This is a genomic window from Tateyamaria sp., from assembly GCF_059783535.1.
This window is the reverse complement of record NZ_JBYNDP010000113.1, coordinates 1-11,348: the sequence shown is the minus strand read 5'-3', so window position 1 is coordinate 11,348 and position 11,348 is coordinate 1. Positions and strand designations below refer to the sequence as shown.

Below are 11,348 nucleotides of genomic sequence, written 5' to 3'. Positions count from 1 at the left end.
TCGCGGCGCATACCGCCCAGGATACGTGGGCTGACATCATCGCGCTGCGCCACCAACTCGGCTTGCAAGAGGGCCAAAGGCGTCCCGAGTGACGTTCCGAGCGATACCGCTTCGCCCTCAACCTCGGCCTTGGCCGACACCACGGACACGATCTGCGCACGGCCCTGGTCAATGACAAAGATGGGGGCGCCAGAGCTGCCGAAGTCGACAGAACAGGATGTCACCAGAAGCCCGTCCTGCTGCGCCAACACGCGGCACAGCTCTTGCAGTGACGGTGCTTCGGATCGTCCGGTGCCATAGCTGACCACGCCGACTTCTGTGCCGCGTCGTGGCTGCGCCGCTGTTTCAAACGGGATGATCTTGCCGTCGCGAATGGGGTGATCAAGCTCGAGCAAGGCCAAATCGTTGCGCACCGCTTTCGAGCCTACGTGCCCAACATAGGTGTAGTCGGGATGCACAACAGCCCGGCGTACATTGCGGTACGCGGACGCACGTCCGTTACGCCAACCGGCCAGGAATTCGACCCGCGTGTGATCAATGCGCTCACCTGAGGCTTTGTCGAACAGGCAATGCCCAGCTGTCAGGACAAGATTTGGCGCAATCAACGCACCCGTGCAAAAGCCGGTACCGCCAATGTTGAGACGCCCAACCGCTTCCCAGCCAGCAGCATCCGCGCCCGACTCAAGTCGACGCAGTTGCGCATCTTGTGCCAGTGCCGTCGATGCCAAAACCAAGGCCGCAAATGAAAGGGCCATCCATCGGCGCATACTCATAACTCTCCGATCCCAAGGGGGTGGGTTCGGTCTAGGCGGCAATGGCGGCAAAATTAGGGCAAAGATGCAATTTAGCGCAAAATTGGAACATCGCTTGGATACCGATCCAAAGCAGGGGGGCGTGGCCCTCCGGACGCCCAATCCAGCAACTCGACCGTATGCACAACGGGTACGCCGGCTGCCGACCCTATCTGCATCATGCAGCCAATGTTCCCGGCAGCGATGATATCAGGGTTCTTGGCCTCCAAGGTACGCACTTTGCGCTCTTTCAACTGCTTGGAAATCTCCGGCTGCATCAGGTTGTATGTGCCCGCCGATCCGCAGCACAGGTGGCTGTCTGCCGGTTCGACCACCTTGTAGCCGGCACGCTTCAACAGGTCCTTCGGGAAGGTCTTGATTTGCTGGCCGTGCTGCAGGGAACAGGCCGCGTGATAGGCGACCGTCATATCCTGCGCCTGCCCTTCAGGCAGATCCAGCTTCATCAGCACCTCGCTCACGTCCATGGCGATGTCCGCAACCCGCGCCGCATCCTTGGCTAGCGAGTCATTGCGGAACATGTGCCCATAATCCTTGACCGTGGTGCCACAGCCCGACGTGTTGATGACAATGGCATCGAGGCCTTTGCCGTCCATCTCGGTCACCCACGCGCGGATGTTCTTGGCCGCCGTGGCGTGGCTTTCGCCCGCCCTACCCATGTGGTGGGTGAGCGCCCCGCAACATCCTGCCCCCTCGGCCACCACAACCTCACAGCCCAACCGGGTCAGCAACCGGATGGTCGCGTCGTTGATGTCAGTGTTCAGCGCCTTCTGCGCGCAGCCGGTCATCAGGGCGACCCGCATCTTTTTCTCGGCCGCGGGCGCAAAGCTTTGTGGATCGTCGTTTCGGCTGACGGGCGGAATGTAGTCCGGGGCCATTTCGAGCATGGCACGCAGGCGCGCGTCCGGCATCAGGCGCGCAAAGGGGCGGCCAATCTTGGCCCCCAGCAGCGCCACCCGAAACCGCATCGGGTACGGCAGGATACGCGCCAGAATCCAGCGCAGCGCACGGTCGGTAAAGGGGCGTTTGTAGCGGTTTTCGATGTACTCGCGGGCATGATCAACCAGGTGCATGTAGTGCACACCCGAAGGGCAGGTCGTCATGCAGGCCAGACAGGACAGGCAGCGGTCAATGTGCTTGACGACCTTTTCGTCCGGATCCCGATCATTTTCGAGCATATCCTTGATCAGGTAGATGCGCCCGCGCGGGCTGTCTAGCTCATCTCCAAGCACCTGGTAGGTGGGACACGTGGCTGTGCAAAACCCGCAATGCACGCAATTGCGCAGAATCTCGTTCGACCGTTCGATTTGCGGATCGTTCAACTGTTCCGGGGTGAATGTCGTTTGCATGTTATCTCGCGATCATTTGGGCCGCGGCAAAGCCGAACCACGGGACGGTGGTGCCCATGGCACCTGCCACACGGACAAAACGCCGCGCTCGAAGGGATGGAAGGGCCTGACGCACGGCACGCGCGGCCAGGACCATGACCAGCACCCAGGCTAGCCAGATGAACAGCACGCTCAGAAACGTGCGGGTGAGGTCGGTCGAAAAGGCTAGGCTGGCCTCGCTCCGCAAAACGAAGCTGGCCAGCACGAGGACCGCAGCGACCAGCGCAAGCGGCCAGTGCCTGCCAACCACACCGTCCAAAGCAAAGAACAGGGCCGGACCAACCACAAAAGCCATGATAAACAAAAGGATAAGCATCACGCGGCCATCAATCCCGGATTGAATATACCTCTGGGATCGAACCGCTTACGCAAGGAGGCAGACAGGGCGGCGACACCGGGTGCCTCCGGCTGGAAGACTGCCACAGCGGTGCGCACGGTTTCCGGGCCTTTGATCAGCGTCGCGTGACCACCTAATTCAGCCACAGCCGCCTGCACGCCCGCATGGATTGCAGCAATGTCGCTACCGGATACACCGGCCCAGATCAAACCACCGCCCCAATCCATCATGGCATCGCAGTCGTCCGGCAATGCGCTGATCACCGCTGGACCATCGCTGGGTTTGACCGAGATGCGCCAGACGGCCTCCGCTCCGTGCAATGGAACGGCGTCGCGCACGGTTCGCCAGTCCGCCTCCATTTCCGCGATGTCACCAAACGAAGACAGAAGGCCCTTCAACTCTCCAGCACGATACGCGACCGAGCTTTCGAACCCTTCGAGGCGCAACCAGACCTGATTTTGGGTCCACGCAGCACCCGACACCTCGAAGGGCGATGCAAGCGCGCGGCTCATCGCGTCGACTGCACGTGCCGGGTCCAAACCGTCAATCACGAGTGTTGTCACCGCGTCTACACCGGGCAGCACTTTCAGGCTCACTTCGGTTAAAATACCCAGCGTGCCCCAGGACCCGCACATCAGTTTGACAAGATCATAGCCGGTGACGTTCTTCATCACGCGGCCACCGTTCTTGATGACCTGCCCCGCCCCATCAACGAACCGTACCCCTAGGGCAAAATCGCGTGCCGCACCCGCCATGATACGACGCGGACCGCTTGCGTTGGTCGCAATCACTCCGCCAATGGTTGATGCCCCGGACGTGCCCAGAAGACCGGTCAGATCATAGGGTTCAAAGGCCAGACGCTGGTTCTCAGCGGCCAGCGTCTTCTCAATCTCGGCCACTGGCGTTCCGGCCTGCGCCACAAGGGTCAACGCTCCCGGTTCATACAACGTCACCCCGGACAAGCTGGACACATCCAGAACCTCACCAACGACAGGACGACCCACCGACCGCGTTCCACCGCCACGCACAGCCAATGGCCCACTGGCCGCGGAAACAGCGGCGGCCACCTCATCTTCGGTTTTCATTTTGCTCATCTTCATCTTGCCCAATAAACTTCGGGGGTGAGGCCGTCAGGCCAAAGGGGCTGGCCCCTTACTCCGCTGCGATTGCTGCACCGCGCCGCGGCTCGGACACTGCCAACGGAAATACCTTGGCAGGGTTTAACAGCCACTTAGCGTCGAACACGTCCTTCACCGCCATTTGCGCTTCCAGATCGGCAGGTGCGTATTGATGGGTCATCAGATCGCGCTTTTCGATCCCGACACCGTGCTCACCGGTCAGGCAACCCCCAACCTCGACACAAAGCTTCAGGACCTCGGCCCCGAACTCCTCACACAGCTCCAAATCGCCGGGCTTGTTCGCGTCATAGCAAATAAGCGGATGCATATTGCCGTCACCCGCATGGAACACGTTGCCTACCGGCAGGCCGTACTTCTCGGACATTTCGCCAATGCGACGCAGGACGTAAGGCAGTTCGGACACGGGGATCGTGCCATCCAGACACATGTAGTCACTGATGCGTCCAATGGCTGAGAACGCGGCCTTGCGCCCAGCCCAGATGCGCGCGCTTTCATCGGCGGACGCGCTCTCGCGCAGGGCAACCGGGTTGTGCCGCTTGGCAATGTCCGTGATCAGGGCAAGCTGCGCGTCGATCTCGGCATCCGATCCCTCAACCTCGACAATCAGCAGCGCCCCACACATCGGATAGTCGGCCTTCGCAAAGTCTTCGCAGACCTCGATCAACATCTTGTCCATGAACTCGATGGCGACAGGCAGGACACCGGCCTTGATGATATCGGCCACACAGGCCCCAGCCACTTCAGCACTGTCAAAACCCATCAAGACGGGACGCGCGCCCTCTGGCTTGTGCAGGATGCGCAGCGTCGCTTCGGTCACCACGCCCAACTGACCTTCGGAGCCGCAGATCACGCCCAGCAGATCCAGGCCACCGGCATCCAGATGCGCGCCGCCGATCTCGACAACCGTGCCATCCATCTGAACCAAGGTCACGCCCATGAGGTTGTTGGTGGTCACACCGTATTTCAGACAATGCGCACCGCCCGAATTCATCGCGATGTTACCTGCAATGGCGCAAGCCAGCTGGCTTGAGGGGTCCGGCGCATAAAAGAACCCGTCCGCCTCAACCGCGCCCGTTACGCTCAGATTGGTCCGACCTGTCTGCACCCGGATGATGCGATTGTCATAGTCGGTCTCAATCACATCATTCATGCGGGCAACACCAAGGATCACGCAATCGGCAGTGGGCAGCGCACCCCCAGCCAACGACGTCCCAGACCCACGGGGCACAACAGGCACACCCTCATCATGGCAGATGCGCAGCACATCAGACACCTCCGCCGTGGTCGAGGGCAGCACCGCCACCATCGGCGGGCACCGATAGGCGGTCAGAGCATCGCACTCGTAGGCCCGTGTTTCTGCCGGATCATCAATGACGGCATCGGCAGGCAAGACATCCCGCAAACGCTCTACCACCCGCGCCTTGCGCGCCAGCACATCAGAATCAGGAACGGGCATTTCCATGGGGCATCCTCCGGTGATTGGTAAAATAATATGACCAATTTGACCGGGATGCAATCTGAATCCCTGCGGTGTAAGACCGCAGCCATGACATGGCTTGACCGCATCGCTCTTTTTGCACCGCTTGATTACGGCGCCCTCGGCTTCTTGATACTGGGCTGGCTGGTCATCGGATGGCGGATCGAACACCCCGGAACGAAGCACCCCTCAACCTCGCAAATCATGGCTGGGTTCCGCCGCGAATGGATGCAGCAGATGATCACGCGCGAGCCGCGGATCTTTGACGCACAAGTCGTGGCCAGCTTGCGGCAAGGCACGGCGTTCTTTGCCTCAACTTCGGTCATCGCAATCGGCGGGACACTGGCGTTGATCGGCAACGCAGAACGGCTGACGGGGATTGCGAACGAACTGGTCCTTATGGACACCCCCGCCTTCGTGTGGGAGGCCAAGATGCTGACGGTCGCCCTGTTCCTGACCAACGCATTCCTGAAATTCGTCTGGGCCAACCGACTGTTCGGCTACGCGGCCGTGGTCATGGCCGCAGTACCCAATGACATATCTGATCCGGCATGCACCCCCCGCGCCACCCAAGCGGCCGAAATCAACATCACCGCGGCGCGGTCCTTTAACCGGGGCCTGCGCTCGGTCTATTTTGCGCTGGCCTGCGTCACTTGGTTGGCAGGACCCATGACACTGATCACGGCAACACTCTTTACCCTCGCGGTCATCTGGCGCCGTGAATTCGCCTCGAACTCGCGCACGATCCTGCTGGGCACGGACACGTGACATGACAACGACGCAACCAGACCATAGCCTGCACACATGAAACGCCTAATCCCCCTGCTGCTGATCGCAGCCCCCGCCTTAGCCGAAGAACCGGTGATCGAAAATGTCGACATCGCAAAAACGGGCACGGACACCTACCGCTTTTCCGTCACCATCAGCCACCCCGACACCGGATGGGACCACTACGCTGATGGCTGGCGTGTACTGGATATGGACGGAAACGAACTGGGGATGCGGGTGCTCCACCACCCCCATGTCGACGAACAACCCTTCACCCGCAGCCTCAGCGGCGTCACCATTCCGTCAGGCACGACACAGGTGCAGGTCCAGGCCCGCGACCTGCCTGTAGGTTGGAACGAAGGCACGATAATCGTCGCACTTCCAACAGACTAAGCCCTTCTTCTGGCTGGAAATACCTCGGGGAGCTCGAGGGGCAGAGCCCCTCGTCAACAAGAAATGAATCGCGTCGCGCAGCGGCCGTTGGATCACACCCGATGATAGGGCGATCCGGCTAGTATCGAAGCAGCCCGATACAACTGCTCAGTCAACATCACACGTACCAGCATGTGGGGCCAGACCATCGCCCCGAAAGACAGCAGGTGATCCGCCTCAGCCCGCAGGTTCGGATCAATTCCATCCGCCCCGCCGATGACAAAGGCCACGTCGCCGCGCCCATTGTCTCGCCATCCGCTCAACCGCTTGGCGAAAGCGGGGGAGGTCTCGACCTTGCCCCGCTCATCCAGGCAACACAGCACGGCGCCCTTGGGCAACGCACGGCGCAAAAGATCAGCTTCCGCCGCCATGCCACCGCCCTTGCGGTCGTCCACTTCGGTAAAGGTCAGGGGGCCAAGGCCAAGCGCCCGGCCGGTGCGGTCAAAGCGGGTCACATAGTCTTTGACCAAATCGCTCTCGGGACCGCCCCGCAGGCGGCCCACCGCACAGATATGCACACGCATCAGCGCGCGGAATCAGTTGGTTGCAGCAGCGCCGGGCTGCCACATCTTCTCCAGCTGATAGAACTCACGCACCTCGGGCCGGAACACGTGAACGATCACATCGCCCGTGTCGATCAGAACCCAGTCGCCGGTATCCTTGCCCTCAACACGGGTCGAGATGCCGAACTTGGCTTTCAGCCGCTCCACCAGCTTTTCCGAGATCGCTGCCACCTGGCGCGACGACCGACCCGAACAGATCACCATGTAGTCACCCATGGCGGTCTTGCCGCGCAGATCAATCTGCACAACATCTTCGGCTTTGTCATCGTTGAGGGAAGACAGCACAGCCTCAAGAATACCATCGCTTGTGGCTTGCGTTTTGGGGGCGGCCATCACAGCCGCGGCTCCATCGGCGGTCTGAACCGCGTCAGCAGAGAATGACAGGACATTGTCCTCCTTTGTCAGCGCGCCGACACATCCCCGGCGCCGGGATAGCTTGATCGTAACAACGCGCGCATGACATTTCAATGAAACGCAGTCACGGACAGGGTTTCAGAGGGTCCTGTGCAACACTTTCCAGCGCTTTGTCGATGGGCGCGCCCTTCACAAGGGGCAGAAAGGGGCCGTCTGCGGCAAGCCGAATGTAAATGGACACATTGCCTGTTTCGGGCAGGGCGGCGCCAAGCCGGCAAGGCTCAAAGTCAACGCTCAGGCTGCCCTTGGTCCCATCGGGATCAGCAGCCTTCCAACCCCTGATTTCCGCTTGAAGACTACGCAGATCCGCATGTGCTGCCGGGGCCACCTGCAATACGCCCTCTGCCATTTCAATCGGAAAACTGCCCGATGTTTCAGTGCCCTCGCTGCGCGCGGCGCGCAGATCCAATGTGCCCGACCCCGGCAACAGGGCCACGCCGTCGGGCAGGTCAACCTGTAACGCAATGTCGGAGGGGTCGGCGGATAGTGGATCCAGCCCCCGAAGGTGCAGCAGTGTGCTGGGCACGATCGAGGTACAGGCGCCAAGACAAATGGACAGAGCCAACAGAACATCTTTCATAAAATTTGTCCTTTCGAATCATTTTTTATTGTTTTACATTAAATTTTAGTAGCCAAATAGGAAATATCAATGCAAGACACTTTGATCGCCCGACGTGCCCGACAATTCGAATGGGCAACGATTGGCCTGCTTGTTCTGCTGGTCGTTGCAGCCGTCATTGCCATCGCGGATGGGGGGCTGTCGGTTGCCGACCTGCGCGAGGAATATGACACCCGGCATTTCCCAGAAACGCCCAGCGCCTGGGCAATCACGCTTTGGCGCACAATCGAAATCGCGTCCTACGCCTTGTTGCTTTGGGTGCTCTGGTGCGTGCGCGGCTGGCTGGCAGCCTGCGCAAATGGCGAGACGTTTCAAGGCGATACGGCCCGCCGCGTGATCCGCATCGGTCAGGGGCTGCTTGCACTCGCAATTGTAGAGATTGTTAGCCACACCGCAATCATTCTGGCCCTGACCTGGAACAACCCTGCGGGCGAGCGCACGTTCTCCATCGCGATTGACGGCACAGGCATGTTCCTCATTCTGGCGGCCTGCCTGCTGACCTTGTTTGGATACATCCAGTCGGAAGCAGCCCGACTGATGGCAGAAAACAGAGAATTCGTATGACCGGAATCATTGTCCGCCTCGACGTGATGATGGCCATGCGCAAGATGAAGGGCCGCGACCTTGCGGCCCGGATCGGCATCACCGAACAAAACCTGAGCCTGCTGAAATCCGGCAAAGTCAAAGGCATACGCTTTGAAACCTTGGCCAAGCTATGCGAAGCGCTGGACTGTCAACCGGGCGACTTGTTGGAGGCTACGACGCCCGATACGTCCTGACGGCACTTCAGCGCGCCGTCAGACTCGAGGCAATCGCTAACCCAGTTGTGCCGCAAACTCTGCGAAAGCATCTCCGCTCACCGCCGGACCGTGCCCGAACGCGACCCGCTTCGGCCCCAGCGCCGCCAGCTTGCGGATCGAAGCGCGCGCAGCGTCCATGTCCCAGGTCGCGATCCCCAAGGGCAACCCCAGGCGCGGCGCAGTGGTGAAGAGATTCATGCCAACCGCTGCATCGCCCGCGATCAGCACCCCATCGGACGCACGCCAGAACGAAATGTGCCCCTTGGTATGCCCCGGCGTTTCAATCACCTCGAACCCGCCAACCCGGTCCCCTTCGGTCAGCGTCCGCGCCACGGGGTGTCCTTCTCCAGCAAAGAACCTCTGCTGCATCCGCGCCATCAGCGACTTAGGCTTGGGAAACGAGCCCAGAACGTACCCCGTCTCTGCCGCCTCCCGTTCCGCCGGGTGGCACATCAGCGACAGGTTCAACGCCCGGCATACCTCTGCCGTGGCGCCCTGATGATCAGGGTGGGCATGGGTCAGGGCATGACCCGACATCGCCTTACCGCGTAGCGCGCGTAGCAACTTGGGACCGGACCGCTTCACACCGGCATCGACCAACACATCACCCAACAGATAGCAATTCACCGACTGGCGCGGCATGACCGGAATCTGCCACGCCCCTTCCCCAAGCTGAATCATGAACCTTCGCCCTCGTCACTACCTTGTCCCAACAACCGCACCTCGCGCTGCGGGAACGGGATGGAAATGTTGTTTTCCTTGAAAATATCCCACAGCGCCAGATACACATTGCCGCGGATGTTGGTTAGACCCCCGGTGGGATCCGTGATCCAGAAGCGCAGGATATAGTCGACGGAACTGTCGCCAAACCCCACGATATGACAGACAGGCGGGCGCGAAGACAAAACGCGCTCTACCCCCTTGGCTGCCTCAATCGCGAGTTTCCGCACCTGATGCGGATCACAGCCATAAGACGTGCCGAAATAGATATCCAGGCGCACAAATTCATTTGAATGAGACCAGTTGACAACCTGCCCGGTGATCAGATCCTCGTTCGGGATCAAGTATTCACGGCCATCGCGCGTGACGACCGAAGCGTATCGAGCACCCAGTGTCTGGATCCACCCAAACGTGTCACCAAGGCTGATCACGTCGCCGGGTTTGATGGATTTGTCGAGCAGAATGATGACCCCGGACACAAGGTTCGACACCACCTTTTGCAGACCAAAACCCAGACCCACACCGATGGCACCCGACAGCACGGCAAGCCCGGTCAGGTCGATACCCAGCGCCCGCACCCCGGCATAGAAGGCGATGGCATAGAATACGATCTGCACGACCTTGACGATCAGCACCCGCATCGAGGGCGAGATATCCTCGTTCGCCTGAACGCGGTTCGACGTTGTGACAGTGATGAACCGCGCCAACGCAAAAAGGCACCCGACAACCACAATGCCCTGCACCACCAGAAGTGCCGAAAAGCGCATGTCACCAATTGAGAACGCGGCGGCGTCCAGCACCTCTGACGCCTCGTCCACGATGCCAAGAACGTACAGGGTGACATAAATCCATGCGCCATACCGCACCAGGCGGCGCAAGAAGATCGAGCGGATCAGGCGGGTCGCAAATGCCACCAGCAGCCATGCCGTGGCAAGGGTGGCAATCAGGCCAAGGATATAGGACCGCGACGGCCACGTCGCCTCGCGCATAATCCAGACCAGCATCCACATAAGGACGACAAAGAACATCGCGCGCAAACGCTGGTGCACGACGACAAGCACACGCATCCGCCACTTGGGCCAGCCTTCGCGCGTGCCCATCCAGTTGCGAATGGGTGGCCCCAACCAGTGACGCAGCAAATGGGCCAGCACAAAGACCGCCAGCGCCATCCCCAACTGATACGCCACCCACGGACGCAACAGCGACATGGCGAAACTCTCGGCATAACCGAACATTGTCATGAGCAGTGACCAGGCAATCTCGGTCAGGGTTTGCCCTTCCGCGGACTGTCCAGCCACGGCAGCTTCGGCCGCTGAACTCAGCGCATTGGCAATATCATTGCCGCTGCCGTCCGTATGCGTGGTCATGCCCGCCCTCCGTTATCGGCAGCATGCAATGCCAGACGCACACGATCAATCGCACCTTGCTTGATCGGCACATGGAATCCCGCTATCTGGCAAATATGACCCGCCTCTTTGACATGGATGACCGCGCACGTCTGCGCGAACGCTTTTTCGGGGCGACGCACACGGTGCTGGCGCGCCTATAAGGCTGCCCATCCCTCATCCATCTCGAATACAGCCAATCCAAGGGAGAGGACCAACCATGTCCCCCAAGACACTCTATGATAAAATCTGGGATGCCCACGTCGCCCACGAGGCCGAAGACGGCACCTGCCTGCTCTATATCGACCGCCACCTCGTACACGAAGTGACCAGCCCCCAAGCCTTCGAAGGGCTGCGCATGGCAAACCGCCCCGTTCGCGCCCCGGACAAGACTATCGCCGTGCCGGATCACAACGTACCGACAACGCCCGGTCGCGAAGATCCCAAGAACATGACCGAGGACAGCGCCATTCAGGTCGCAGCCCTCGACAAGAACG

The 11,348-nt window shown here is 60.4% G+C and carries 16 protein-coding genes; 6 read left to right on the top strand and 10 right to left on the bottom strand.

Going from position 1 to position 11,348, the window contains the following annotated elements:
• From AC6RA8_RS17495 to AC6RA8_RS17475, 5 genes are all read right to left on the bottom strand, one after another.
• On the bottom strand, positions 1-755 hold a 755-nt coding region (locus AC6RA8_RS17495), incomplete at its 3' end, for a trypsin-like serine peptidase (RefSeq protein WP_500354382.1).
• A gap of 89 nt (positions 756-844) precedes the next feature.
• Positions 845-2,158, bottom strand: a complete 1,314-nt coding sequence (glcF, locus tag AC6RA8_RS17490; RefSeq protein ID WP_500354380.1) for a glycolate oxidase subunit GlcF — start codon at positions 2,156-2,158, stop codon at positions 845-847.
• Between the two features lies 1 nt (position 2,159).
• Positions 2,160-2,492, bottom strand: coding sequence for a hypothetical protein (locus tag AC6RA8_RS17485; protein WP_500354378.1), 333 nt, complete (start codon positions 2,490-2,492; stop codon positions 2,160-2,162).
• Between the two features lie 20 nt (positions 2,493-2,512).
• Positions 2,513-3,628, bottom strand: a complete 1,116-nt coding sequence (gene glcE / locus AC6RA8_RS17480) for a glycolate oxidase subunit GlcE (RefSeq protein ID WP_500354377.1) — start codon at positions 3,626-3,628, stop codon at positions 2,513-2,515.
• A 58-nt stretch (positions 3,629-3,686) separates the two neighbouring features.
• On the bottom strand, positions 3,687-5,135 hold the full coding sequence (locus AC6RA8_RS17475; RefSeq protein ID WP_500354375.1) for an FAD-linked oxidase C-terminal domain-containing protein: 1,449 nt from the start codon (positions 5,133-5,135) through the stop codon (positions 3,687-3,689).
• Positions 5,136-5,219: 84 nt separating this feature from the next.
• Between AC6RA8_RS17475 and AC6RA8_RS17470 the strand changes: the two genes are divergently transcribed.
• Positions 5,220-5,918, top strand: a complete 699-nt coding sequence (locus AC6RA8_RS17470) for a DUF599 domain-containing protein (RefSeq protein WP_500354373.1) — start codon at positions 5,220-5,222, stop codon at positions 5,916-5,918.
• Between the two features lie 36 nt (positions 5,919-5,954).
• Positions 5,955-6,311: a hypothetical protein gene (locus AC6RA8_RS17465; RefSeq protein WP_500354371.1), complete on the top strand. Its 357-nt coding sequence runs from the start codon at positions 5,955-5,957 to the stop codon at positions 6,309-6,311.
• A gap of 92 nt (positions 6,312-6,403) precedes the next feature.
• On the opposite strand, the gene rlmH is transcribed toward AC6RA8_RS17465, so the two are convergent.
• Genes rlmH through AC6RA8_RS17450 form a run of 3 tightly spaced genes read right to left on the bottom strand, consistent with a single transcriptional unit; the run spans position 6,404 to position 7,907 of the window.
• Positions 6,404-6,874, bottom strand: coding sequence for a 23S rRNA (pseudouridine(1915)-N(3))-methyltransferase RlmH (gene rlmH / locus AC6RA8_RS17460; RefSeq protein WP_500354369.1), 471 nt, complete (start codon positions 6,872-6,874; stop codon positions 6,404-6,406).
• A 12-nt stretch (positions 6,875-6,886) separates the two neighbouring features.
• Positions 6,887-7,354 carry a ribosome silencing factor gene (gene rsfS, locus AC6RA8_RS17455; protein ID WP_500354384.1) on the bottom strand — a complete coding sequence of 156 codons (468 nt, stop codon included), beginning with the start codon at positions 7,352-7,354 and terminating at the stop codon, positions 6,887-6,889.
• A gap of 37 nt (positions 7,355-7,391) precedes the next feature.
• Positions 7,392-7,907, bottom strand: a complete 516-nt coding sequence (locus tag AC6RA8_RS17450; RefSeq protein WP_500354367.1) for a hypothetical protein — start codon at positions 7,905-7,907, stop codon at positions 7,392-7,394.
• A 69-nt stretch (positions 7,908-7,976) separates the two neighbouring features.
• Here AC6RA8_RS17450 and AC6RA8_RS17445 point away from each other — a divergent pair, with 69 nt between their 5' ends.
• The gene (locus tag AC6RA8_RS17445) at positions 7,977-8,510 is read left to right on the top strand and encodes a hypothetical protein (RefSeq protein WP_500354365.1); all 534 of its coding nucleotides are present in this window, start codon (positions 7,977-7,979) and stop codon (positions 8,508-8,510) included.
• A complete protein-coding gene (locus tag AC6RA8_RS17440) occupies positions 8,507-8,725 on the top strand; it encodes a helix-turn-helix domain-containing protein (protein ID WP_472729151.1) in 219 nt (72 codons plus the stop codon). Before AC6RA8_RS17445 ends, AC6RA8_RS17440 begins: the two co-directional genes overlap by 4 nt.
• A gap of 36 nt (positions 8,726-8,761) precedes the next feature.
• Here the strand turns inward: AC6RA8_RS17440 and AC6RA8_RS17435 are convergent, their stop codons facing one another.
• On the bottom strand, positions 8,762-9,427 hold the full coding sequence (locus tag AC6RA8_RS17435) for an MBL fold metallo-hydrolase (protein WP_500354363.1): 666 nt from the start codon (positions 9,425-9,427) through the stop codon (positions 8,762-8,764).
• The gene (locus tag AC6RA8_RS17430) at positions 9,424-10,833 is read right to left on the bottom strand and encodes a mechanosensitive ion channel family protein (RefSeq protein ID WP_500354361.1); all 1,410 of its coding nucleotides are present in this window, start codon (positions 10,831-10,833) and stop codon (positions 9,424-9,426) included. The genes AC6RA8_RS17435 and AC6RA8_RS17430 overlap by 4 nt, the downstream gene beginning before the upstream one ends.
• 71 nt (positions 10,834-10,904) lie before the next feature.
• On the opposite strand from AC6RA8_RS17430, the gene AC6RA8_RS17425 reads away from it, so the two are divergent.
• Positions 10,905-11,015, top strand: a complete 111-nt coding sequence (locus tag AC6RA8_RS17425; RefSeq protein WP_189370022.1) for an isopropylmalate isomerase — start codon at positions 10,905-10,907, stop codon at positions 11,013-11,015.
• Positions 11,016-11,071: 56 nt separating this feature from the next.
• The coding region (locus AC6RA8_RS17420) for an aconitase family protein (protein WP_500354359.1) at positions 11,072-11,348 on the top strand (277 nt) is incomplete at its 3' end.

Coding starts and splice junctions, on each gene's coding strand:
- AC6RA8_RS17465 (WP_500354371.1), top strand. CDS start 5,955: ATGAAACGCCTAATCCCCCTGCTGCTGATCGCAGCCCCCGCCTTAGCC.
- AC6RA8_RS17475 (WP_500354375.1), bottom strand. CDS start 5,135: ATGGAAATGCCCGTTCCTGATTCTGATGTGCTGGCGCGCAAGGCGCGG.
- AC6RA8_RS17435 (WP_500354363.1), bottom strand. CDS start 9,427: ATGATTCAGCTTGGGGAAGGGGCGTGGCAGATTCCGGTCATGCCGCGC.
- AC6RA8_RS17425 (WP_189370022.1), top strand. CDS start 10,905: ATGGAATCCCGCTATCTGGCAAATATGACCCGCCTCTTTGACATGGAT.
- AC6RA8_RS17440 (WP_472729151.1), top strand. CDS start 8,507: ATGACCGGAATCATTGTCCGCCTCGACGTGATGATGGCCATGCGCAAG.
- AC6RA8_RS17450 (WP_500354367.1), bottom strand. CDS start 7,907: ATGAAAGATGTTCTGTTGGCTCTGTCCATTTGTCTTGGCGCCTGTACC.
- AC6RA8_RS17470 (WP_500354373.1), top strand. CDS start 5,220: ATGACATGGCTTGACCGCATCGCTCTTTTTGCACCGCTTGATTACGGC.
- glcF (WP_500354380.1), bottom strand. CDS start 2,158: ATGCAAACGACATTCACCCCGGAACAGTTGAACGATCCGCAAATCGAA.
- AC6RA8_RS17485 (WP_500354378.1), bottom strand. CDS start 2,492: ATGGCTTTTGTGGTTGGTCCGGCCCTGTTCTTTGCTTTGGACGGTGTG.
- AC6RA8_RS17430 (WP_500354361.1), bottom strand. CDS start 10,833: ATGACCACGCATACGGACGGCAGCGGCAATGATATTGCCAATGCGCTG.
- glcE (WP_500354377.1), bottom strand. CDS start 3,628: ATGAGCAAAATGAAAACCGAAGATGAGGTGGCCGCCGCTGTTTCCGCG.
- rlmH (WP_500354369.1), bottom strand. CDS start 6,874: ATGCGTGTGCATATCTGTGCGGTGGGCCGCCTGCGGGGCGGTCCCGAG.
- AC6RA8_RS17445 (WP_500354365.1), top strand. CDS start 7,977: ATGCAAGACACTTTGATCGCCCGACGTGCCCGACAATTCGAATGGGCA.